The following is a 21,311-nucleotide window of genomic DNA, read 5'->3' on the forward strand; positions in this document are numbered from 1 at the left end:
CGGTCGTTCTCAGAAACTCTCGCGGATCCAGCGTCCGACGCGCGAGAGGTAGCCGTCCGTTCCCGTGCCGGCGAAGGCGCCATGGCCCCGCGGCTCGAAATGCTCCGCATGCGCCACCTGCGGGTAGACCAGCAGGCCCACCGCCGCCGAGAAGGCGGGGCCCTTGGCGGCTTCCGGCAGACCCCGGATGCCCAGGGGGCGGCCGATGCGGACCTGACCTTCCATGACCCGGCGGGCCACCTCGGGCAGACCCACGAGCTGACTGGCGCCGCCCGTCAGCACCACCCGGCGCCCGGCCTGGGCCGAGAAGCCGGCGGCCCGGAGGCGGTCGCGCACCAGCTCCACCACCTCCTCGACGCGCGGGCGGATGATCCGCACGAGCTGCGAGCGCGGCACATGGGTGGGGGCGTCGCCCTCGTCCTCGCCGACCCCGTGGACCGCGATCATGTCGCGCTCGTCGGAGGCGGTGGCGATGGCCGAGCCGTACAGGGTCTTGAGGCGCTCGGCCGCGGCGACCCGGGTGGAGAGGCCGCGGGCGATGTCCATGGTGACGTGATGGCCGCCGACCGCGACCGCATCGACGTGGACGAGATGGCCGCCGGAGAACACGCCGACGCTGGTGGTGCCCCCGCCCATGTCGACCACGGCGACGCCCATTTCGGCCTCGTCGTCGACCAGGGCCGAGAGCCCGGCGGCGTAGGGGGTGGCGATCACCGCCTCGACGCCGAGGTGGCAATGCTCGACCGCGAGCATGAGATTGCGGGCGGCGGCCGCTTCGCCGGTGACCACGTGGAGGTCGACCCCGAGGGCATCGCCCATCATGCCCGACGGATCGATGACCGTGCCCTGGCCGTCGATGGCGTAGCCGGTGGGCAGGGCGTGGAGCACGGCCCGGCCGGGGCTGACGCCGTGGGCGGAGGCGGTCTCCAGCACGCGCTCCACGTCGGAGCCCGTGACGGTGCCGGTGCGGGTGCCGACGCGGGCCTCGAAGTGCTGCGAGCCGATGCGGCCGCCGGACATGTTGACGATGACCGACTGCACCTCGACCTTGGCCATCCGCTCGGCGGCGTGGACCGCTTGGCGGATCGCGCTCTCGGCGGCCTCGAGGTCGACGATGACGCCGCCCTTGAGCCCCTGCGAACGCTGGTGGCCGATGCCGATGACGCGGGCGAAATGGGTGCGTCCGCGCAGGGTGGTGAGGGCCTCGGCCGGCTGAAGCTCGGCGATGAGGCAAACGACCTTGCTCGTTCCGATGTCGAGCACCGAGAGGGTGGTGCTGCGCCGGGCGGAGAGAGGCTTCAGGCGTGGGGTGAGGCCGTGCGGGTCGTGCATCGGGCTACCGGGCGGAACGGGTGTGGCGGGGGCGGGACGCGGGATGCGCCGGACGGATCGTGCGGCTCATGTGCTGGTCCCCTTGGTCTTGGACTTCTTCTGGGATTCGGCGCGGGCCGCGGCGGCCTCTTCGGTGAGGCGCACCACGATCCGGTCGGGCATGCGCAGGTCCACCGCGATGATGTCCTTCTCGAGCAGGCGATTGTCGCGCTCGAGCTTGACCAACCGGGCCAGCGCTTCGGTCGCCCCGGTCTCGGGCAGGCGGATGTCGACGCCGTCGAGTTTCAGGGTCCAGCGCCGGCCGGACACGTAGGTCCCGGCCTTGACGCGCTCGGCGAGCGAGCCGGCCGCCTCGATCAGGGCGAGGTAGTCCTTGAGCTTGAGGTTGGCGTCGTCGCCGACCACCAGCGGCAGGGCGGCGTAGCGGTCGTCGCGCATCTGGTCGATCACCGTGCCGTCGGCCGCGATCACGGCGATCTCGCCGTTGCGCTGCCACAGGGCGGCGGGCTCGCGCTCCACCTGGGTGATGACGATCTCGTTCGGATAGACCTTGCGCACGGAGGCGCTGGCGATCAGCGGCACCGCCAGCAGGCGCTCGCGGGCCTCGGCCACGTCGAGGAACACCACGGAGGAGTGGCCGTCGATGCCGGCGGCCTGCAGCACCTCGCGCTCATAGAGCCGGGCGATGCCCGAGATGGTGACGCGCTCGACGCCGAAGCCGGCGAGGCGCGCCAGAACGTCGAGGGGACGGCCGTTCTCGGCCACGAATCGGTCGTAGGCGCCGGTGCCGACGAAGCTGGCGAGGGCGAGGGCCGCGAAGGAAACGGACATCGCCGCCGTGCCGAGGTGGCGCGGAACCCGGCGCTCGATCGGAAGCGCGAGGCGGGAGCGGCGGCCGGGGGGCGTGAAGCGGCGCAGGCGGGCCGCGAGCGCCCCGCGGACGGAGGCGACCGTGCCGGCGGCGGACCCCAGCGAGCCCTGACCCAGCGAGCCTTGACCCAGCGGGCCAGGACCGCCGAGCGGACCTTCGGCCCCTACCGGCCCAACGTTGCGTCCTCCACCATCCATTGGACGAGCTCACCGAAACCATAGCCCGCATGGGCTGCCATCTCCGGGACCAAGCTCGTCTTCGTCATGCCGGGTTGCGTGTTGACCTCCAGGACGACGAGGGCACCGGTTCCACCCGGTGTGTCGTCGTAACGAAGGTCCGCACGGCTGATGCCCCGGCACCCGAGTGCTTGATGCGCCGTTAACGACAACTCTTGGACACGCTGGTAAAGATTTGGTTTAATTTCTGCCGGGAGGACGTGGATCGACCCCCCCTCGGCGTACTTCGCATCGAAGTCGTACCACTCCCCGGAAGCCGGCTTGATTTCGATCACCCCGAGGGCCTTGTCCCCCATCACGGCGCAGGTCAGCTCGCGCCCGGCGACATAGGTTTCCGCAAGGATTTCATCGCCATAGCCCCAATCGGCCCGGCCCACTTCCTGGGGCGGATGGGTGCGCCCGTCGCGCACGATGATGACCCCCATGGAGGAGCCCTCGGCCACCGGCTTGAGCACGTAGGGCGGCGTCAGCACGTGTGACTTGGCGGCCTCATGACGGTTAACGACGCGGCCCTCCGGAACGCTGACTCCGGCCGCCCGCATGATCACTTTGGCACGTTCCTTATGCATCGCCAGCGCCGAGGCGAGTACGCCGGAATGGGTGTAGGGGATGCGCAGGAGTTCGAGCAGGCCCTGAATCGTGCCGTCCTCGCCCGCCGGTCCGTGCAGCGCGTTGAAGGCCACGTCGGGCCGCAGGGCGGTCAGCACCGTGGCGATGTCGGGCTGGACGTCGACGCGGGTGACGCGAAAGCCCTGACCTTCGAGGGCGTCGGCGCAGGCCTGGCCCGAATTCAGCGAGACCGGCCGCTCGGAGGACCACCCGCCCATGAGGACGGCGACGTGCTTGGACATGGGGACTCCTGAGATTTGCGCAGACATGGATTGCGGCATCACGCCGGCCGGCCGGGGCCGATCCTGTCGTGGATCGCATCGAAAACCGCGCCGGCCACCACCGGCGGCAATGTCCCGATCCGCTTGAGGATACGTGCCGGTTCGATGCAGGCCAGCTTGACGGGTCTGACGACCGAAGGCGCATCGAGCCCGGCAGCGGCAAGATCGTCGATGGCCTGATCGCCCCGCATGGCGGGGTTGTTCGCACTGGTGATCATGGCGATCCAGACGAATCCCGTCTCGGCGACGGCCGGTCCCGAGACCACGACGGCCGGGCGACGCTTCTCGGCGAGACGGTCGGAATAAGGAAATGGGACGACCACGACGGCGCCTGCGGCAAGCATGCCTCCGATGGGATCCCTAGAGATTGCCATAGGCTTCTTCGTCGGCGGCCCCAGCCCATTCCGTGAAGGTCACGAAGGGATCTTCGCCCTCGGGACGCGCCTTCTCGATGCGGATACCGTCCGGCGTGATCACGTAGCGAAGACGGTCGCCCGGGCCGATGCCGAGGCGTTCGCGGACCTCGGCCGGGAGCACGGTCTGGCTCTTCACGGAGACCTTCGAATAGGTCGTCAGAACATCCCGACCGGTCATCGGCCACTCTCCAGCAGAAAACTTACGTCTTACCGCCTTACTCCGCGGGTGTCGACCGGCCGATGCGCTTGATCTCCCAGTGCAGCTCGATGCCGGAGGTCTCGCGCACCCGCCGGCGGACCTCCTCGCCGAGGGTCTCGATATCGGCGGCCGTGGCGTTGTCGCGGTTGATCAGGAAGTTGCAGTGCATCTCCGAGACCTGCGCACCGCCGACCGTGAGGCCACGGCAGCCGGCGGCGTCGACGAGTTGCCAGGCTTTGCCGCCGGGCGGGTTCTTGAAGGTCGAGCCGCCGGTGCGCTCGCGGATCGGCTGGGCCGCCTCGCGCGCCGCCGTCACCCGCTCCATCTCGGCCTCGATGGCCGCGCGGTCGCCCGGACGGCCCCGGAAGACCGCCTGAGTGAAGATCACGTCGGCGGGGGCGCCGCTGTGCCGGTAGGCGAAGCCCATCTCGGCGTGGCTGAAGCGGCGCGGGTTGCCCTGGCGGTCGACGCCGTGCGCTTCGACCAGCACGTCGGTGGTCTCGCCGCCATGGGCGCCGGCGTTCATGCGCAGGGCGCCGCCGACCGAGCCGGGAATGCCGCGGAAGAACGCGAGCCCGTCGAGCCCGGCCTCGGCCGCCGTCTTGGCGAGGCGCATGTCCGGCACCGCGGTGCCGACCCGCAGGGTCTCGCCGTCGATCGCCACCGTGCCGAAGGCCTTGCCGCCGAGCCGGATCACCACGCCGGGCACGCCGCCGTCCCGCACGATGAGGTTCGAGCCGAGGCCGATCACGGTGACGGAGGTCTCGGGATCGAGGGCGCCGAGCAGGACGCCGAGGTCCTCCGCATCGGCCGGGGTGAACAGCACCTGGGCAGGACCGCCGACCCGGAACCAGGTCAGGTCCGAGAGCGGCTGGTTGGCGATCAGCCGCCCCCGCAGGCCGGGCGCCCGGGCACGGATGTCGGGCGTGATGTCCGGGAAGGCGGTCATGCGAGCACCTCCCCTCTCACCGCTTGCGGGGAGAGGGCCCCGCTCTCTTTGTCGGGGGCAAAGCGCGCGGAGCGTGGGTGAGGGGACACCGGGGACAGGGGCTGTGCGTCCATGAGAAACGCCCCCTCACCTTCGCCCTTCGGGCTCACGCCGAACTCGGCGAGAGGTTCGGCGTCCTCTCCCCGCAAGCGGGGAGAGGCTGGGAGGGCCGCGAGGATCGGCGCGGTGATGCAGTCGGTTTGATGCATGATGTCGGAATTCCAGAAGCTTGGGATGCGATAGCCGCGCGCGATCAACCAAGCATCTCGGGCCTGATCGTGCGTGTTCGCAGCGTGCTGGCTACCATCCGCCTCGACGATGAGCCGCGCTTCGCGACGGCCGAAGTCGGCCATATGAGGACCGATCTGCGTCTGCCGAACGAACTTGAGTCCAGCAAGGCGCGGATCCCTCACGTGCGACCGGAGACGCCGTTCGGCCTCGGTTTCTTTGGCCCGCAAGATCCGGCGGAAGCGCGTGCTCGCCTTCGAGGCAGCGCGCATCGGCGTCTCACGCCTTCACACCATCCAGAGCCGCGAGTTCGCCCGGGAGCGCATAGGCCCATTGGGTGATGTTGCCGGCCCCGAGGCAGACCACGTAGTCGCCCGGTTTGGCGCGGCCGGCGACGATGCCGGCGAGGTCTTCCGAACGCTGGAGCGCGATGGCGTCGCGGTGGCCGCGGGACTTGAGGCCCGAGACGAGGCCGTCGCGGTCCATGCCCTCGATCGGCGCCTCGCCCGCCGCGTAGACCGGGGCGACGATGACCGTATCGGCATCGTTGAAGCAGGTGCAGAAATCGTCGAACAGCGAGGCGAGGCGGGTGTAGCGGTGCGGCTGCACGATGGCGATGACGTTGCTCTCGGTGGAGGCGCGGGCGGCCTTGAGCACCGCTTTGATCTCCACCGGATGGTGTCCGTAATCGTCGAAGATCAGGGCCCCGTTCCACTCGCCGGTGCGGGTGAAGCGGCGCTTGACCCCGCCGAAGCCGGCCAGCGCCTTGCGGATCGCCTCCGGCTCGACACCGAGCTCGTGCGCGACGGCGAGGGCCGCGGTGGCGTTCAGGGCGTTGTGCTTGCCCGGCATCGGCAGGACGAGGTCCTCCATCTCCAGGCGGAAGCCGGGGCGGCGGTCGCGGATCATGACGCGGAAGCGGCTCTGGCCACCGCGCAGGTCCACGTCGATGAGGCGGACGTCGGCCTGCGGATTCTCGCCGTAGGTGATGATGCGACGGTCCTCGATGTGGCCGACGAGGTCCTGCACGATCGGGTGGTCGATGCACATCACGGCAAAGCCGTAGAACGGGATGTTGTCGATGAAGCGCCGGAAGGCGTCCTTGACCGCGTCGAACGAGCCGAAATGGTCGAGGTGCTCGGGGTCGATGTTGGTGACGATGGCGACGTCGGCCGGCAGCTTCAGGAAGGTGCCGTCGGATTCGTCGGCCTCCACCACCATCCACTCGCCCTCGCCCATGCGGGCGTTGGTGCCGTAGGCGTTGATGATGCCGCCGTTGATCACGGTGGGGTCGAGGTTGCCGGCGTCCAGCAGGGTGGCGACCAGGGAGGTCGTCGTGGTCTTGCCGTGGGTGCCCGCGATGGCGACGCAGGACTTGAAGCGCATCAGCTCGGCCAGCATCTCGGCCCGGCGCACCACCGGCAGGCGGCGCTCGCGGGCGGCGACGAGCTCGGGATTGTCGCGGCGGATCGCGGTGGAGACCACCACCAGGGCGGCGTCCTCGACGTTGCCGGCCTCGTGACCGATGAAGGTGCGCATGCCCTTGTCGGAGAGCCGCCGGACATTGGCGTTGTCGTTGGCGTCCGACCCCTGCACGGTGTAGCCGAGATTGTGCATCACCTCGGCGATGCCGGACATGCCGATGCCGCCGATGCCGATGAAGTGGATGGGACCGAGCTTGTCGGGCAGCTTCATGGGAAGGACCAGTCTCAGGGGCGTCGGGGGTCCGGACGAACCGGCCCGAACGGGGTCAATCGGCGGACGCCGTCAGGTGCGGGCCGCCGTCGCGATGACGATGTCGGCGAGCCGCTCGGCCGCGTCGTGAATTCCGGCGCTTTTGGCGGCTGAGGCCGCCGCGGTCAATTTTCCGGGATTGGTGAAGAGGTCGACCAGCTCCGCCGTGAGGCGATCCGGCGTGAAGGCGGATTGCGCGATCGCCTGCGCGGCGCCGATGGCGGCGAGCGTCGCGGCGTTGGCCGCCTGATCCTGATCGAGGGCGCCGGGGAGCGGCACCAGGATGGCGGGCCGCCCGATGGCGGCGAGTTCCGAGACCGTGGAAGCCCCGGAGCGACCGATGACGAGGTGCGCCGCCGCCATCCGGGCCGGCAAATCCTTGAAGAAGGGGGCGGCCTCGAAGCCGGCGAGGCCCAGGCCGAGATAGAGGTTCTGGACCTGCGTCAGGTCCTCGGCCCGCACCTGCTGCACGAGATGGAGCCGGGCGCGCAGATCGGCGGGCAGGTTGGCGATGGCGGCGGGCACGACCTCGCCCATCACCCGGGCGCCCTGGCTGCCGCCGAAGACCAGGAGATGCAGCGGATCACCCGGACCGACCGGCGGATAAGGGGTTTTCGCGGCCTCGAGCACCGCCGGGCGCAACGGGTTGCCCGTATGGGTCCGGGGCGCGAGGGCTTTGACGGGCACGCCGCGCACGTCGCGAAACCCGGTGGCGATGGCACGGGCGCCGCGCGCCAGGAAGGCGTTGGCCCGGCCCATCACGGCGTTCTGCTCGTGCAGGATGGTGGGGACCTGCAGGATCTGTCCCGCCAGTATCGGCGGCACTGTGGGATATCCGCCGAAGCCCACGATGGCGGCCGGGTTGATGCGTCGGATCTCCCGCGCGGCGACGCCGAAGCCGCGCCCGAGGGTGAGGAGCGCGGTGCCGCGCTTGATCAGGGAGCGCCCCGAGGGCGTGGCGGAGGCGATGGTGACGATCTCGGAGGCCGGGAAGCCGGTGGCGATCGAATCCACCCGGGCATCGGTGGCCAGCGCCACCCGCACGCCGCGGGCGCGCAGAGCGTGGGCCAGGCTCTCGGCGGGAAACAGATGCCCGCCCGTGCCCCCGGCACAGAGCAGGATCGTGGCAGTGGCAACGGTCAACGCATCACTCCGGCGATCGTCGCCGGGGCGGTGCCCGGCGGCTTCTGGCTCAGGGTGGTGGTCCGGGGGCGCTTGCGGGTCAAGGCCACGAGGAAGCCCATGCCGAGGGCGAGCGAGATCAGCGAGGAGCCGCCGTAGGAGACGAACGGCAGGGTCATGCCCTTGGCGGGCATCAGGCGGACGTTCACCGCCATGTTGATGCAGGCCTGCAGCCCGAACAACGTGGTGAGACCCGTGATCGCCAATCGCGAAAAGGTGTCGTCGGTGCGCCGGGCCAGCTTCAGGCCCCGCATGACGATGTAGGCGAAGAGCAGGACGAGGCCGAGGCACACGATGGTGCCGAACTCCTCACCCGTCACCGAGAAGATGAAGTCGGTGTGGGCGTCGGGCAGGTGGCGCTTGGCGACGCCCTCCCCCGGGCCGGTGCCGAACCAGCCGCCGGAATTGAACGATTGCCGGGCCCAGTAGCCCTGGAAGTTGTCGCCGGAATCGCTGTCGAGGAAGCGGTCGATGCGCTCGCGCACGTGGTGCAGGAAGCGGTAGGCGGTGGCGACGCCGATCAGGCCGCCGACGCCGAGGCCCGCCACCCAGAACCAGTGCAGGCCGGCCACGAAGAACAGGGCGCACCACACGATGGTGATGAGCATGGTCTGGCCGAAATCGGGCTGGAGCACGAGCGGCACGATGGTGATGGGCAGGAGCAGGATCGCCAGCAGGCCGCCCGGCATGTCGCGTCGTTGCGCGCCCTCCGAGAAGGCCCAGGCCGCCACCACCACGAAGGCGGGCTTGACGAATTCCGACGGCTGGATGCCGATGGCACCGAACTGGATCCAGCGGTGCGCGCCCTTGATCTCCGGGCCGAACTTGCTCGCCAGGATGCAGAGCGCGACGCCCATCATCCAGGTGAAGAGCGCGACGCGGCGGATGTGGCGCAGGGACAGGAACGACACGCCGACGATGATGAGGATGGTGGGCGCAAGATAGAGCGCCTGCCGGTTGAGGAAGTGGAAGGTCGGCAGGCCGATCTTCTCGGCCACGGGCGGCCCGCCGCCCATGAGGAAGACCAAGCCCGCCACCATGAGCGCGCCGAGGCCGGCGAGGAGGCCGCGGTCGACGGTCCACCACCAGTCCGTCAAGGGCGTGCGTTCCGCTCGGGACATCATGGGATCAGCACTCTCCGGGGCCTCACGGCGCCCGGGCAGGGCAGCCGATCGCGGCCGGCGGCGTCAGGCCGGCACGAATTCGATCCTGTGCCGGAATGGTAAACCAAGTGTTGCGATCCGCCGTCGAAGCTTCGCCTGTCCCGAGGGTCGGGCCGCTCGAAGAGCTGGCGCTTCGAGAAGGTTTCACTCGGGCTCCAGCGCATTCGCACAAACCCTCTCCCGCACTTGCCTCCTCGTCGAGCCAGGAACGTCCATCGATTTCCAAGGTCCTGCGTGCGGAAACACGCACGGTTTCTTCTTTTCTACACCCACCTCCCAAAAAAGACAATTCTAATACTGATTGCGATGGATTACTGCTATCCAGCATAGACCTATTTCTTACTCACATAAGATCCGAGATTTTGGCGCATCGCTCAGATTTTGCTTCGCTTATCCGGACAGAATAGCGAACATTAAGATTTATTTTATCGCGAAACGCTATTCTTAAGTAGGTGAATTCAATCTTCGATCTGCAGGACGGGATTTTTGATGAGGACGTTCAATAACTTCAGCCTTCTGGTGAAGATCATCATCCCGCTGGTCATGACGACCCTGGTCGCCCTCGGTCTCGTGATCTACGCCCGCTACGCCCTGTCCCAGATTGCGGATCAGACGCGGGAGATCGTCCAGGTGCAGACGGCACGTCAGGGCTACGCGCTTAACCTGCAGATCACCCTGACCGAAGCCGCACTCCAGAACCGCAATATCCTCATCGATCCGACCGGGCCGAGGAGCCAGGACTTCAAGGCCCGGCAAGCCGGCGCCATCGAGGCGACCTACGAGGCGCAGGCCAAACTTGCCGCCCTGGCCGATACGCCCGAGCGCATCGCGGCGAACGCCGATCTTCGGCGTGGGCTGGAATCCTACTTTACCGTTCTGAACCGCTCCTCCGAGGCCGCTCTGAATAACGATCCAGCGACCGGAAACAGGATCGCGCAGGCTGAGGCGGCACCGTTGCGGGCCAAGCTGCGCGAGCAGGCCAATCAGCGGATCACCCTGGTCGAGTCTGAGTTGAAGGCGAGCGCCGCTCACGCCGACGAGATCGTCAGAAGCACCACGACCATGCTGGTGTCTTCGGCCGTCGTCGGGCTGCTGGCCGCCCTGGGCAGTGCCGGCCTGATCGTGATCTACGCGATCGCCCGTCCGGTGAACGCCATGGGCGCCGCGATGGGCCGTCTCGCGAGCGGCGACCTGACGGTCACCGTGGAGGGCATGGCGCGCAAGGACGAAATCGGTCTGCTGGCCCGGTCGCTGGGGGTGTTCAAGGACAACGCCATCCTGGCCCGCAGCCTGGCGGCCGAGCAGGAGGCCGAGAACCAGGCCAAGATGCGCCGGGCCGAAGTGCTCGACGGGCTGACCAAGCGCTTCGAGGCCAACGTCTCGAACCTGACGCACGGGCTGGCAGGGGCCGCCACCGAGATGGAAGCCACCGCCCAGTCGATGGCCTCCACGGCGGATCAGTCGATCCAGCAAGCGACGACGGTGGCGAGCGCGGCGGAAGAAACCTCGGCCAACGTCCACACGGTGGCGTCCGCCAGCGAGGAGATGTCCGCCTCGATCCAGGAGATCGTAACCCAGGTCAGCCAATCCTCCATCATGGCCAACCAGGCCGTCGAGGATACGCACCGCACCGAGGCGACGGTGAAGCGCCTGACCGACGTTGCGGCCAGCATCACCGACGTCGTCGCCATGATCACGAACATCGCGGGCCAGACCAATCTGCTGGCGCTCAACGCCACCATCGAGGCGGCCCGCGCCGGCGAAGCGGGCCGCGGCTTTGCCGTGGTGGCCACCGAAGTGAAGGAACTCGCCGGGCAGACCGCGCGCGCCACGGAGGAGATCCGCACCAAGATCGGCGAGATCCAGGGGGCCACCGGCGAGGTGGTGTCCGACATCACGCGCATCGGCCGGACCATCGCCGACATGTCGACCTACGCCGGCGGCATCGCCGCCGCGATGGAGCAGCAGGGCGCCGCCACCCGGGAGATCGCCCGGAACGTCCAGGAGGCCGCGCAGGGCACCCAGGAGGTGACCAGCAACATCGAGCATGTCCGCGCCGGTGCGGGCTCGACAGGCGCCGCCGCCAGCCAGGTCCTGAGCGCCGCCAAGGAATTGTCGCGCTATTCGGTAAACCTCGGCCAGGAGGTGTCGCAGTTCCTGGCCGGCGTGAAGGCCGCCTGACGGCACGGGGGACGCACGCGCGTCCCCCGTGATCGCGCGCGCCCGGAAAGGCCGGGCGTCAGGCCGCCTTGCAATCCTCGAACCCGGCGCGGATCGCCTCCGGATCGAGCTTGCGGCCGATGAAGACCACGCGGGAGATGCGCGGCTCGTCGTCCTTCCACGGCCCCTGAAGGTCGCCGTCGAGGATCTGGTGGACGCCCTGGAAGACGAAGCGCTGCGGCTCGTTCGGGAAGGCGACGATCCCCTTGCAGCGCAGGATGTCGGGGCCCTGGACCTGGGTCAGGGTCGAGATCCAGGGCATGAACTTCTCGGGGTCGACCGGTCCGTCGATCTTGGCCGAGACCGACTGCATGTCGTCGTCGTGGTGATGGTGGTGGCCCTCCTCGAGGAAGTCGGGCTCGATGTCGAGGATGCGGCCGAGATCGAAGGCATTGCGCTCCAGCACCGCCTCCAGTGGCACCGCGCAGCGCTCGGTGCGGTGGACCTTGGCGTAGGGGTTGATCGCGCGGATCTGGCCCTCGACCCGGGCCAGGTCCGCCTCCTCCACGAGATCGGCCTTGTTGAGCAGGATCACGTCCGCGAAGGCGATCTGGTTCTTGGCCTCCGGCGCGTCCTTCAGGCGGTCCGACAGCCACTTGGCGTCCGCCACGGTCACCACCGCGTCGAGGCGGGCGGCCGCGCCGACATCCTCGTCGATGAAGAAGGTCTGGGCCACGGGGGCGGGATCGGCGAGGCCGGTGGTCTCGACGATGATCGCGTCGAACTTGCCGCGCCGCTTCACCAGGCCGTCCATGATGCGGATCAGGTCGCCGCGCACGGTGCAGCAGACGCAGCCGTTGTTCATCTCGAACACCTCCTCGTCGGCGCCGATGATGAGGTCGTTGTCGATGCCGATCTCGCCGAACTCGTTGACGATCACGGCGTAGCGCTTGCCGTGGTTCTCGGTGAGGATGCGGTTGAGAAGCGTCGTCTTGCCCGCGCCGAGATAGCCGGTGAGCACGGTGACGGGGATCTTCGCGGTGGCGGGGTTCGGGCTGTCGGACATGGTGACTCTTCGTCGATGGCACGGGGTCGCCCGCGCGGGAGGCGTCGCTGCGACCTGTTATATTGTATCAGTCGGTTCGGATGAAACCCCGGTCGGATGAAACCCCGGCAGCCCGCAGCCCGTCGCAGAGCGCCGTGAGGGTGCCGCGGAAGCCCGCCGGTCCGGCCAGCAGGCGCTCCATCAGGAGGGCGCCTTCGAGGGCGGCAATGACCATGCGAGCCGTGGCGGCGGGATCGAGGGAGGCCCGCACGCTTGCGGTCGCGATGCCCTCGGCGAGCACCGCCTCCAGCCAGGCGATGTGCTTTTCGAAGAAGCGGGCGATGTCGGCGCGCAGCGTCTCCGGCAGGGCGTCGCCCTCAATCGCCAGGACGGCGCAGAGGCAGCCCAGCCCGGCCTCGACGCCCCCGAGATAGAGGGTGCCGTAAGCCTCGATCCGCCGGATCGCGTCGGGCTCGCCGGCCCGGATCTCGGCCAGAGCCGCGTCGTAGCGGGCATCGTAGGCGGCCACGAGGGCGCGGGCGAGATCGGACTTGCTCGGGAAGTGGTGGTGGATGCTCGCCTTGCGGATCTGCACCGCCTCGGCGAGGTCGGCATAGCTGAAGCCGGCATAGCTCCGGCGGCGCACCAGGGTCTCGGCCTCCAGCAGCAGCGCGGCGCGGGTATCCCTCATCGTCCCATGATCTCCCCTGCCCGCTCCATCTCGTCCGCCCCGGACCTTTCGACGCTTCGACACTTCGACGCATCGACACTTGGACATTCCGGCGCGCGGGACCGTGATCGCCGGGACGTGGAGGCTCCGCCTTATGCCGTTGACGCCGGCAGAAATCTACCTACTACTTGGTAGAACAAAAACGGGAGGCACACATGCGGGCTGAGGCCGGCCGATCACGCTGGAATCCGACGCGTCGCGGCGCCTTGTTCGGCGGCCTGTGCCTGTGCTGCCTGCCCAGCCTCGGGCGCTCGGCGGAGGGCTTCGACCTGCACGAGGTCGGCCCCGGCATCTTCATCCGGCGCGGCCCCGACGCGGAAGCGAGCCCCGAGAACAACGACGCCATCGCCAATATCGGCTTCATCGTGGGCGAGACCTCGGTCCTGGTCACCGAATCCGGCGGCAGTCTCGCCGACGGGGCCTGGCTGCGCGCGGAGATCAGGAAGCGCACGGACAAGCCGATCGGCCATGTGGTGCTGACCCATGTCCACCCCGACCATTGCTTCGGGGCGGCGGCCTTCGCCGAGGACAAGCCGGTCTATGTCGGGCACGGCGCCCTCCGGGCCGCCCTCGACGCGCGGGGCGAATACTATCGCGGCCGCCTCGTCGAGATTCTCGGCGCCGACCGCGCCGGCACGGTAGTCTACCCCACCCTGGAGGTGACGGACGGCGCCGACATCGACCTCGGTGGCCGCACCCTGCGCGTCACCGCCCACGGCCCGGCGCATACGAACTGCGACCTCTCGATGCGGGATTCCGCCAGCGGCATCCTGTTTCCCGCCGACCTCCTGTTCGTCACCCGCATCCCCTCCCTCGACGGCAGCCTCGTGGGCTGGCTCAAGGAGGCCGACCGGCTGCGCGCGTTGGGCGCGACCAAGGCCGTCCCGGGCCACGGACCGACCCTGGTCGACTTCGCCCCCGCCATGGACGACCTGACGCGCTACCTGACGGTGCTTCGCGACGAGACCCGCAAGGCCATCGCGGCGGACCTGCCGATCGAGAAGGCGGTGCAGACGGTCGGACAGGCCGAGCGCGACAAGTGGGTCCTGTTCGACACCTACAATGGCCGCAACGTCACCCAGGCCTTCAAGGAACTGGAATGGGAATGAGGCCGTGGCTCAAGACTGTGACTTGAGGCCGATCCCGCCCCGCGCCACATGATATCAGAGATCTCGCAAGAAGAACGGATGTCGCAAGAAGAACGATCATCCCATAGGAGAAACGCCGTGACCCGCTCAATCACCAACCCTGTTCTCGTCCGCTCGATCCTGACGGCCCTGTCGCTCGCCCTGCCGCTGGTCGGCGCCGGCACCGTGCTGGGGACGGGTCCGAGCCTCGCCGCCGGGGCTTCGGACGACGAGTCGGAGCGTCTCGCCCGCTGGAAGGAGATCCAGAAATCGATCTTCGGCGACAAGACGATCGCGCCGACCGACAGCCTCGTGACGATCGACGCGCCGGTGCGGGCGCTCGATGCCTCGCTGGTGCCGATCACCCTGACCATGCCGGAGAAGGACAAGGTCGCGGGCGTCCACCTCATCATCGACGACAACCCGTCGCCCTACGCGGCGCACGTCACCTTCGGGCCGGGCGCCGAGGCGAACGAACTCAAGCTGCGGGTGCGGGTGAACAACTACACCAACATCCACGCCGTGGTGGAGACCAAGGACGGCCGACTCTTCGAGACCACGAAGTTCGTCAAGGCTTCGGGCGGCTGCTCGGCCCCGATGGGCATGAGCGACGAGGAGGCGATGAAGGGCATGGGCGACATGAAGATGAAGTTCGCCGAGAGCCAGCCCGGCCAGCCGGTCGAGGCGACGCTGATGATCCGCCATCCGAACTTCAGCGGCATGCAGATGAACCAGATTACCCGCGACTACACGCCGGCCCGTTACATCAACAAGATCGCGATCAGCCGCGGCGGCCAGACCATCCTGACCCTGGACGGCGACATCTCGATCGCGTCGAACCCGGTCCTCAACTTCGCCCTGAAGCCCGACGGCCAGGGGCCGATCCAGGTGGTGGCCTCCGACAACCAGAACGGCCGGTGGGAGCACAGCTTCCCCGCCCCGAGCGCGACCAACTGAGCGGGCGCCCCATCATGCTGCGCCTCGTCCGGCTCGCGCTCGCGGGCGCCGCCGCCTTCGTCCTGGCGGCGGCGAGCCCGGCGGATTCCCCCGTCAACGTGCCGGAGCCGGACGGGATCTGGACCGGGCCGCAGCGGGGCTACACCCCCGCCACCCTGTCGGGCGCCACGGTCCTCACCATCGACACCCTCGACGCCCTGATGGCCCGTGACAAGCCTGTCCTGCTCGACGTGTCCCTGGCCGACCGGCGCCCGGCGGGCTTTCCGTCCGACCGTCCCTGGCTGCCCGCCCACCGCTCGGTGCCCGGGGCGGTGTGGATGCCCAATGCGGGCGCCGCCCCCCTCGATCCGGCGCACGAATCCCTGTTCCTGAAACGCGTGGCGGACCTGACCGGGGGTGACAAGAACCGGGCCATCGTCGCCTTCTGTCATCCCGAATGCTGGGGCAGTTGGAACGCGGCCAAGCGGCTGGTGCTCGAAGGCTATCGCGCCGTGCACTGGTTCCCCCAGGGCATCGAGGGTTGGCAGGAGCGCCACCCGACCACGGTCATCACCGAGGATGCCGCCTGGACGGCCCGGAGCGGCGGCGAGGCCCAGCGCTGAGGCGCGGGCCGAGCCGCGGCCAGGACGAACGTCAGATTCCGATCAGGATAAGCGTCTCGCCCGGCGGGATTTTTCCCGTCTTCGCCAGCCTGAGCTCAAACAATCAGCATGCGGATACTCAGCCCCCAGTGCGAACGCAGTTGACAGGGAGCCGGTTGTGGCGGAATAAAGGCATCGAACGGCGCCCGAAAGTCTAGGGAGGAAACGCCCGGAGAGAGTTCGGAGCAGCGACGCCATCGCTGTTACCGATACCCCCGGACAAGACTTTCCACGCAGTGACATTCGCCGGCAATGTCTGCGGTGGGCAGCCTGATATCTGATATATCACTCGCACGACGAAGGCATTGCGGCGCGACAATCGTGCGGGAGCGTCACACCGGCCCGCGCCATCTCCTCCGAGGCGGTGTATAGAGCCTCCACCAGCAGACGGTCCGCCGCGTTCCGGCGGCCCGAACCAGCCGGGTGGAGTTCGATGTCGCAAGCCGTTCAGTCCCGCCGAATCCGCGCGATCGACCTGGCCAAGCGCAAGGCCGAGGGGCGCAAGATTATCGCGCTCACGGCCTATCACGCGCACACGGCCGGCATCCTCGATCCCTATTGCGACTTCATCCTGGTCGGCGATTCCCTCGGCATGCTGATGCACGGCATGGAATCGACCCTGCCGGTGACCCTGGAGATGATGATCGTCCAGGCGCAGGCCGTGATCCGGGGCACCTCCCGAGCGCTGATCGTGGTGGACATGCCGTTCGGCTCCTACGAGGCGAGCCCGCAGCAGGCCTTCCTCAACGCCGCTCGCGTGCTCAAGGAGACGGGGGCCGGGGCGATCAAGATGGAGGGCGGCGCACGCTTTGCCGAGACGGTGGCCTTCCTGGTCGAGCGCGGCGTGCCGGTGATGGGCCATATCGGCCTGACCCCGCAATCGGTGAACACCATGGGGGGCTTCAAGGTGCAGGGCCGCGAGGCCGACGGCGAGCGCCGCCTGATGGCCGATGCCCGCGCCATCAACGATGCGGGCGCCTTCGCCATCGTGATGGAGGGCATCGTCGAGCCGGTGGCCCGTGCCATCGCCACCGCCCCCGAGATCACCACGCCCACCATCGGCATCGGCGCCACCATGGCGTGCGACGGGCAGATCCTCGTCCTCGAGGACATGCTCGGCCTCAGCGACCGAGTGCCGAAATTCGTAAAGCGTTTCGGCACCCTGCGGGGCCAGATCGAGGCCGCCGTGAAGGACTATGCCGACGAGGTCCGCTCCGGCACCTTCCCGGCCGAGGAGCACACCTACCAGCCGTTGTGACCGGCCTCCGCGGGTTTGCCCCGCGCAGGCCGGCCCCGGCCGGCTACCAGCGATAGCCGATGCTGCCGAGCACCCGGCGGCGCTCGCCGTAGTAGCAGGCCGTGACGGTGCTGCAGCTGTTGACGATGCGCTCGTCCGAGACGTTCGCGACGTTGAGGGCGAAGCGCCAGCCTTCCCAGTCGTAATGGGCGACGAGGTCGCCGACGACGTAGCCCGGCACCCGGAACTGGTTGGCCTGATCGGCGAAGGAGCGCCCGACGCCGCGCACGCCGCCGCCGAGACCGAAGCCGCGCAGGATGCCGTTCTGGAAGGTGTAGTCCAGGAACAGCGAGCCGTACTGCTCCGGCGTGTTGGTCGGGGTGGTGCCGAGAAGCGCGGTGTTCAGGTCCCGCGTCACCGAGAGGTCGTAGGCGGTGTAGGAAGCCACCGCCCGCAGACCGGGTGCGAGGTTGGCCACCATCTCGACCTCGGCGCCGCGCGAGTTCACGGCACCGGTCTGGACCACCTGCTGGATGTTGAGCGGGTTGGTGGTCAGCACGTTCGAGCGGGTCAGGTCGAACAGTGCGGCGGCGAAGTAGCCGTCGAAACCCGGAGGCTTGTACTTCAGACCGATCTCGGTTTGCTCGCTGCTCTCGGGCAGGAGGAGCTGGCCGGTCACACCGTTAAGGCCGACGGTCGGGTTGAAGCCCTGCGCGTAGGAGACGTAGGGAGCGAGCCCGGATTCGTCGTTGTAGATCAGGGCGACGCGGCCGCTGAAGGCGCTGGTGTCCCGGGTGGCGTTGTTGACGCCGAGCCGGTCGACGTTGTCGGTGGCGACCCAGTCGTGGCGGCCGCTGAGCACGAGGGAAAAATTGCCGAAGGTGATCTCGTCCTGCAGGTAGGCCGCAAACTGGTTCTGGGTGATCAGTGCGTTCTGGTAGGGGGCGCCAAGGTTGAGGGGGGTGTTGGGATAGATCGGCCGGACCAGGTTCAGCGACGGACCGAAGCCGAAGGCCTGGTAGTCGTCGATCTGGTAGCGCCGGTACTCGAAGCCCGCCAGCACCGTATGCCCGAAATCGCCCGTGCGGAACGGGATGACGAGTTGGTTGTCGATGTCGCTCTGCACCGCCGCGCCACGGGTGAAGAAGTCGAAGCGGCTGAGGTCGGCTGCGGCCGGCGTGGTGGCGTAGCCGCCGCCGTAACGGTTGGACAGATTGACCGTGACCGTGCCGTGGCGTGCGTTCTGCCGGAACTTGATGTCATTGTCGAAGCGATGCTCGAACTCGTAGCCCACCATGTCCTGTGAACGGGTCAGGCGGTCGGTCGCCGGGTCGCCGGTGAAGCGGCTCGTCTTGATGAAGCCGAAGGGCGCCGGTGTCACCGTGCCCTCGTAGGGCAGGAAGTTCTGGGTGCCGGCACGGTCGCGCTGCACCTGGGCCAGAAGGGTCAGCGAGGTGTCTGCGTCCGGCTTCCAGGTGATCGAGGGCGCGAAGAAGAAGCGGTCGTTGTTGACGAAGTCGACCTGCGTTCCGCCGCCCCGGCCGAGCCCGACGAGGCGATAGAACAGCTTGCCCTCGGTGCCGGCCTCCACGGGACCGCCGATGTCGAAGCCCGCATAGGCGTTGCCGAAATTGTCGATTCCGGCCTCGACGTAGCGGATCGGCACGATCGGCGGGCGCTTGCTCACCGCGTTGATGATGCCGCCCGGGCTGGCGCCGCCATAGAGGCCGGAATTCGGTCCGCGCAGGATTTCCAGGCGCTCCAGGCCGAAGGGCTCCAGCTTCCAGGTGGCGAAGGCCGAGGTGAACAGTTGCAGACCGTCGAGGAAGTAGCCGGATTCCTGGGCGGTGAAGCCACGGATGAGGAACCAGTCGTTGCGCGGATCGGCGCCGAAGGTCTCGCCGCGGATGCCCGGCGCGTAGCGCGTCGCCTCGGCCAAGCTCGTCGGCTTCTGGTCGTCGATCTGCTGGCGTCCCACCACCGAGATCGCCTGCGGCGTCCGGAGGATCGGGGTGTCGGTCTTGGTGCTGGAGACGGAACGGGTCGCGACGTAACCGGCGACGGGGCCGCGCGGGTCCTCGGCCGCACCGATCACAGTGACGCCCCGGCGATCGCCGACGACCTCCAGGGTGTCAAGCGTCACGTTCGAAGCGCTCGGCGGGCTGGATTGCTGCGCGACCACCGGACCCGCCATGCAGGTCACGAGGGCAGCCGTCGAACCGATCAGTGTCCGGCGAAGAACGGCACCGCTATTCAACTTGTGCGCGAGCAGAAACCCAAAGATGATTGGCACGTGCGGACCTGCGACCAAAGATTATTTTGGTGCATTGGAATGAAAAAATCAGACGGTCAACGATCCAGACGGGACCGAAAACTGATCATTTCACGCCGTGCTCGCAAGGCAACATCTTAGAATCAGTACAATGAAATACTGGAAGACACACATCCACATGCCCGACAAGCGGACGGGCGAAAGCTTTCATCTCGCTCCGGGGGCGATGCCGCTGCCTGACATGCAAACGGGCCCCGCCTGCGATGGCGGAGCCCGTTGGGATCGTTCGTGGAGAGCAGCGCCGTCGGTTACCGCGCCGAGATGCGTCGCGGCGACGCGTCCTATTCGCAGACGCGGACGCGGCGGATGTGCTCGTAGCCGTAGGCGTCGATGAAGCCGCGGCGTTCCATGTGGCACACCTCCTCTTCGACATAGACCGGGCGCGGCGTGCGATAGACCGGGCGACCCGGGTAGTAGCCGCCGTCGTTCTGCGACGAGGCGATGGCGCCGCCGATGGCGAGGCCGCCAAGCACGCCGAGGGCGGCCGCGCCGCCCGCCCCAATTCCGTCGCGCGCCTGGGCGCTCGGAACGGCCACGACGGCGACCATGGCGGCCACCAGGGCCGCGACCAGCGTATTCTTCATAGCTCCGTTCCTTCAATCCCGAAGAGCTTGCGTCAAATCAGAAGCGTCACAGTGAGAGAGAATCACCGAACGGTTGATGAACGGTAAGAGAATCGATGATTGTCAGCCCCCCGGCTGTGCGCTGCCTCACGCATCCTTGAAGATCCTCACTTCAAGATCTCCCTGCCGAGTCCCGTCCCACGCAGGCCCCCGGGACGATCATACCCCTTCGGGCCGCCGCCCGGCACGCCGGGTCAGATCGTTCCGGTCGGTGCCTCCACCAGGGTAAGCAGCGTCCGGCGCAGCCAGCGATGGGCGGGATCGTCGTCATAGGAGGCATGCCACAGCATCGAAACCGCGACGTCCTCCAGGGCCACGGGCGTCGGGCTCACGGTGAGGCCGAGGGCGCCGGCGAAGAAGGTGGCGAGCCGCGCATGCATCGTGGTCAGAACCGGGGCGCTGCGCACTAGGAACGGCACCGCGAGGAAGCGCGGCGTGGTCACCGCCAGGGTCCGGCTGCGCCCGAGCTTGGCGAGCGCGTCGTCCACCACCCCGTGCGCGGTCTCCTTCAGACTGGTGAGCACGTGGGGAAAGCGCAGGTAATCGTCCAGCGAGATCGGGGGCGACAGCCCGACGAGGTCCGCATTGAACATGCACAGGTAGCTGTCGCGATAGAGCAGGCGCTGCTTGTGGTGCGTCTGGCCCTCCGAGAAGAAGCCGATGCCGAGGTCGACCCGGTCGGCATCGAGTTCCTGCAGGATGCGGATGCGGTCGATGGAGCGCAGCAGTAGGCTGATGCCGGGCGCCTCCGCCCGCAGATGGGCCAGCAGGCGCGGGCCAATCAGCACCTCGGCGCTGTCCGGCAGCCCGATGGTGAAGGTGCGGGTCACGGTGCGGGGATCGAACTCCGCATCGCGCCGCACCAGGGACTGGATCTGCCGCAGCAGCGTCCGCACCGGCTCGGCCAGCGCCAGGGCGCGGGGCGTCGGCCGCATTCCCTCCGGGGACCGGGTCAGGAGTTCGTCGCCGAACAGGGTTCGGAGACGGGCGAGGCTGCTGCTCATGGCCGACTGGCCGATGCCGATGCGGGCGGCTGCCCGGGTGACGCTCCGCTCCGACAGGAGCGCGTCGAGGGCCACGAGCAGGTTCAGGTCGGCCCGCGATAGATCGACGTGATCAATAGTCATTATCGATTCGTTCTGTTTGATCCATGGTGCAACGCACAGCATATTCGCCTCAGAAGCAAGGGCATCGGGCGCCTTGCCCCAGAGCAGAGACCT

The 21,311-nt window shown here is 68.3% G+C and carries 20 protein-coding genes; 5 read left to right on the forward strand and 15 right to left on the reverse strand.

Annotated features, from left to right (window positions below; genetic code table 11):
• Nucleotides 1-9: 9 nt before the first annotated feature.
• The 10 genes from ftsA to ASF60_RS05880 all read right to left on the reverse strand — a co-directional run bounded on the left by ftsA (nucleotide 10) and on the right by ASF60_RS05880 (nucleotide 9,200).
• Nucleotides 10-1,332: a cell division protein FtsA gene (gene ftsA / locus ASF60_RS05835; RefSeq protein WP_056181771.1), complete on the reverse strand. Its 1,323-nt coding sequence runs from the start codon at nucleotides 1,330-1,332 to the stop codon at nucleotides 10-12.
• Between the two features lie 66 nt (nucleotides 1,333-1,398).
• Nucleotides 1,399-2,400: a cell division protein FtsQ/DivIB gene (locus ASF60_RS05840; RefSeq protein ID WP_082507776.1), complete on the reverse strand. Its 1,002-nt coding sequence runs from the start codon at nucleotides 2,398-2,400 to the stop codon at nucleotides 1,399-1,401.
• The gene (locus tag ASF60_RS05845; protein ID WP_056181774.1) at nucleotides 2,367-3,290 is read right to left on the reverse strand and encodes a D-alanine--D-alanine ligase; all 924 of its coding nucleotides are present in this window, start codon (nucleotides 3,288-3,290) and stop codon (nucleotides 2,367-2,369) included. Before ASF60_RS05845 ends, ASF60_RS05840 begins: the two co-directional genes overlap by 34 nt.
• A 38-nt stretch (nucleotides 3,291-3,328) precedes the next feature.
• Nucleotides 3,329-3,673, reverse strand: a complete 345-nt coding sequence (locus tag ASF60_RS05850) for a type II toxin-antitoxin system PemK/MazF family toxin (RefSeq protein WP_156633889.1) — start codon at nucleotides 3,671-3,673, stop codon at nucleotides 3,329-3,331.
• Nucleotides 3,674-3,689: 16 nt separating this feature from the next.
• Nucleotides 3,690-3,923: an AbrB/MazE/SpoVT family DNA-binding domain-containing protein gene (locus ASF60_RS05855; RefSeq protein WP_056181781.1), complete on the reverse strand. Its 234-nt coding sequence runs from the start codon at nucleotides 3,921-3,923 to the stop codon at nucleotides 3,690-3,692.
• Nucleotides 3,924-3,960: 37 nt separating this feature from the next.
• On the reverse strand, nucleotides 3,961-4,893 hold the full coding sequence (gene murB, locus ASF60_RS05860) for a UDP-N-acetylmuramate dehydrogenase (RefSeq protein ID WP_056181784.1): 933 nt from the start codon (nucleotides 4,891-4,893) through the stop codon (nucleotides 3,961-3,963).
• Nucleotides 4,890-5,432, reverse strand: a complete 543-nt coding sequence (locus tag ASF60_RS05865) for an endonuclease domain-containing protein (protein WP_056181785.1) — start codon at nucleotides 5,430-5,432, stop codon at nucleotides 4,890-4,892. The genes murB and ASF60_RS05865 overlap by 4 nt, the downstream gene beginning before the upstream one ends.
• A gap of 7 nt (nucleotides 5,433-5,439) precedes the next feature.
• Nucleotides 5,440-6,855: a UDP-N-acetylmuramate--L-alanine ligase gene (gene murC / locus ASF60_RS05870; protein WP_056181790.1), complete on the reverse strand. Its 1,416-nt coding sequence runs from the start codon at nucleotides 6,853-6,855 to the stop codon at nucleotides 5,440-5,442.
• Nucleotides 6,856-6,927: 72 nt separating this feature from the next.
• A complete protein-coding gene (murG, locus tag ASF60_RS05875; RefSeq protein WP_056181792.1) occupies nucleotides 6,928-8,037 on the reverse strand; it encodes an undecaprenyldiphospho-muramoylpentapeptide beta-N-acetylglucosaminyltransferase in 1,110 nt (369 codons plus the stop codon).
• Nucleotides 8,034-9,200 (reverse strand): FtsW/RodA/SpoVE family cell cycle protein, encoded by a 1,167-nt coding sequence (locus tag ASF60_RS05880; RefSeq protein ID WP_056181796.1) that lies wholly within the window; start codon nucleotides 9,198-9,200, stop codon nucleotides 8,034-8,036. The genes murG and ASF60_RS05880 overlap by 4 nt, the downstream gene beginning before the upstream one ends.
• Nucleotides 9,201-9,728: 528 nt before the next feature.
• Here ASF60_RS05880 and ASF60_RS05885 point away from each other — a divergent pair.
• Nucleotides 9,729-11,420, forward strand: coding sequence for a methyl-accepting chemotaxis protein (locus ASF60_RS05885; protein WP_056181799.1), 1,692 nt, complete (start codon nucleotides 9,729-9,731; stop codon nucleotides 11,418-11,420).
• 58 nt (nucleotides 11,421-11,478) lie between these two features.
• On the opposite strand, the gene ASF60_RS05890 is transcribed toward ASF60_RS05885, so the two are convergent.
• Both ASF60_RS05890 and ASF60_RS05895 read right to left on the reverse strand, forming a co-directional pair.
• Nucleotides 11,479-12,465: a CobW family GTP-binding protein gene (locus tag ASF60_RS05890; RefSeq protein WP_056181802.1), complete on the reverse strand. Its 987-nt coding sequence runs from the start codon at nucleotides 12,463-12,465 to the stop codon at nucleotides 11,479-11,481.
• A 67-nt stretch (nucleotides 12,466-12,532) separates the two neighbouring features.
• Nucleotides 12,533-13,135 (reverse strand): TetR/AcrR family transcriptional regulator, encoded by a 603-nt coding sequence (locus tag ASF60_RS05895; protein WP_056181805.1) that lies wholly within the window; start codon nucleotides 13,133-13,135, stop codon nucleotides 12,533-12,535.
• A gap of 194 nt (nucleotides 13,136-13,329) precedes the next feature.
• On the opposite strand from ASF60_RS05895, the gene ASF60_RS05900 reads away from it, so the two are divergent.
• The 4 genes from ASF60_RS05900 (at nucleotide 13,330) to panB (ending at nucleotide 17,157) form a co-directional block, all read left to right on the forward strand.
• Nucleotides 13,330-14,283: a quinoprotein relay system zinc metallohydrolase 2 gene (locus ASF60_RS05900; RefSeq protein ID WP_056181808.1), complete on the forward strand. Its 954-nt coding sequence runs from the start codon at nucleotides 13,330-13,332 to the stop codon at nucleotides 14,281-14,283.
• Nucleotides 14,284-14,442: 159 nt separating this feature from the next.
• A complete protein-coding gene (locus ASF60_RS05905) occupies nucleotides 14,443-15,258 on the forward strand; it encodes a quinoprotein dehydrogenase-associated SoxYZ-like carrier (RefSeq protein ID WP_056182007.1) in 816 nt (271 codons plus the stop codon).
• 14 nt (nucleotides 15,259-15,272) lie between these two features.
• Nucleotides 15,273-15,860, forward strand: a complete 588-nt coding sequence (locus ASF60_RS05910; RefSeq protein WP_056181811.1) for a rhodanese-like domain-containing protein — start codon at nucleotides 15,273-15,275, stop codon at nucleotides 15,858-15,860.
• 472 nt (nucleotides 15,861-16,332) lie between these two features.
• Nucleotides 16,333-17,157 (forward strand): 3-methyl-2-oxobutanoate hydroxymethyltransferase, encoded by an 825-nt coding sequence (panB, locus tag ASF60_RS05915; RefSeq protein WP_056181814.1) that lies wholly within the window; start codon nucleotides 16,333-16,335, stop codon nucleotides 17,155-17,157.
• 43 nt (nucleotides 17,158-17,200) lie between these two features.
• Here the strand turns inward: panB and ASF60_RS05920 are convergent, their stop codons facing one another.
• The 3 genes from ASF60_RS05920 to ASF60_RS05930 all read right to left on the reverse strand — a co-directional run bounded on the left by ASF60_RS05920 (nucleotide 17,201) and on the right by ASF60_RS05930 (nucleotide 21,218).
• On the reverse strand, nucleotides 17,201-19,330 hold the full coding sequence (locus ASF60_RS05920) for a TonB-dependent siderophore receptor (protein WP_056181817.1): 2,130 nt from the start codon (nucleotides 19,328-19,330) through the stop codon (nucleotides 17,201-17,203).
• A gap of 419 nt (nucleotides 19,331-19,749) precedes the next feature.
• On the reverse strand, nucleotides 19,750-20,052 hold the full coding sequence (locus tag ASF60_RS05925) for a hypothetical protein (protein WP_056181820.1): 303 nt from the start codon (nucleotides 20,050-20,052) through the stop codon (nucleotides 19,750-19,752).
• 233 nt (nucleotides 20,053-20,285) lie between these two features.
• A complete protein-coding gene (locus ASF60_RS05930) occupies nucleotides 20,286-21,218 on the reverse strand; it encodes a LysR family transcriptional regulator (RefSeq protein ID WP_056181823.1) in 933 nt (310 codons plus the stop codon).
• Nucleotides 21,219-21,311 lie beyond the last annotated feature (93 nt).

This window comes from Methylobacterium sp. Leaf113 (assembly GCF_001423325.1).
Classification (GTDB): domain Bacteria; phylum Pseudomonadota; class Alphaproteobacteria; order Rhizobiales; family Beijerinckiaceae; genus Methylobacterium.

Coding starts and splice junctions, on each gene's coding strand:
- ASF60_RS05930 (WP_056181823.1), bottom strand. CDS start 21,218: ATGACTATTGATCACGTCGATCTATCGCGGGCCGACCTGAACCTGCTC.
- ASF60_RS05900 (WP_056181808.1), top strand. CDS start 13,330: ATGCGGGCTGAGGCCGGCCGATCACGCTGGAATCCGACGCGTCGCGGC.
- ASF60_RS05865 (WP_056181785.1), bottom strand. CDS start 5,432: ATGCGCGCTGCCTCGAAGGCGAGCACGCGCTTCCGCCGGATCTTGCGG.
- ASF60_RS05925 (WP_056181820.1), bottom strand. CDS start 20,052: ATGAAGAATACGCTGGTCGCGGCCCTGGTGGCCGCCATGGTCGCCGTC.
- ASF60_RS05855 (WP_056181781.1), bottom strand. CDS start 3,923: ATGACCGGTCGGGATGTTCTGACGACCTATTCGAAGGTCTCCGTGAAG.
- murB (WP_056181784.1), bottom strand. CDS start 4,893: ATGACCGCCTTCCCGGACATCACGCCCGACATCCGTGCCCGGGCGCCC.
- ASF60_RS05850 (WP_156633889.1), bottom strand. CDS start 3,673: ATGCTTGCCGCAGGCGCCGTCGTGGTCGTCCCATTTCCTTATTCCGAC.
- ASF60_RS05880 (WP_056181796.1), bottom strand. CDS start 9,200: ATGATGTCCCGAGCGGAACGCACGCCCTTGACGGACTGGTGGTGGACC.
- panB (WP_056181814.1), top strand. CDS start 16,333: ATGTCGCAAGCCGTTCAGTCCCGCCGAATCCGCGCGATCGACCTGGCC.
- ASF60_RS05895 (WP_056181805.1), bottom strand. CDS start 13,135: ATGAGGGATACCCGCGCCGCGCTGCTGCTGGAGGCCGAGACCCTGGTG.
- ASF60_RS05890 (WP_056181802.1), bottom strand. CDS start 12,465: ATGTCCGACAGCCCGAACCCCGCCACCGCGAAGATCCCCGTCACCGTG.
- ASF60_RS05920 (WP_056181817.1), bottom strand. CDS start 19,330: ATGGCGGGTCCGGTGGTCGCGCAGCAATCCAGCCCGCCGAGCGCTTCG.
- ASF60_RS05910 (WP_056181811.1), top strand. CDS start 15,273: ATGCTGCGCCTCGTCCGGCTCGCGCTCGCGGGCGCCGCCGCCTTCGTC.
- ftsA (WP_056181771.1), bottom strand. CDS start 1,332: ATGCACGACCCGCACGGCCTCACCCCACGCCTGAAGCCTCTCTCCGCC.
- ASF60_RS05885 (WP_056181799.1), top strand. CDS start 9,729: ATGAGGACGTTCAATAACTTCAGCCTTCTGGTGAAGATCATCATCCCG.
- ASF60_RS05840 (WP_082507776.1), bottom strand. CDS start 2,400: ATGGATGGTGGAGGACGCAACGTTGGGCCGGTAGGGGCCGAAGGTCCG.
- murC (WP_056181790.1), bottom strand. CDS start 6,855: ATGAAGCTGCCCGACAAGCTCGGTCCCATCCACTTCATCGGCATCGGC.
- ASF60_RS05845 (WP_056181774.1), bottom strand. CDS start 3,290: ATGTCCAAGCACGTCGCCGTCCTCATGGGCGGGTGGTCCTCCGAGCGG.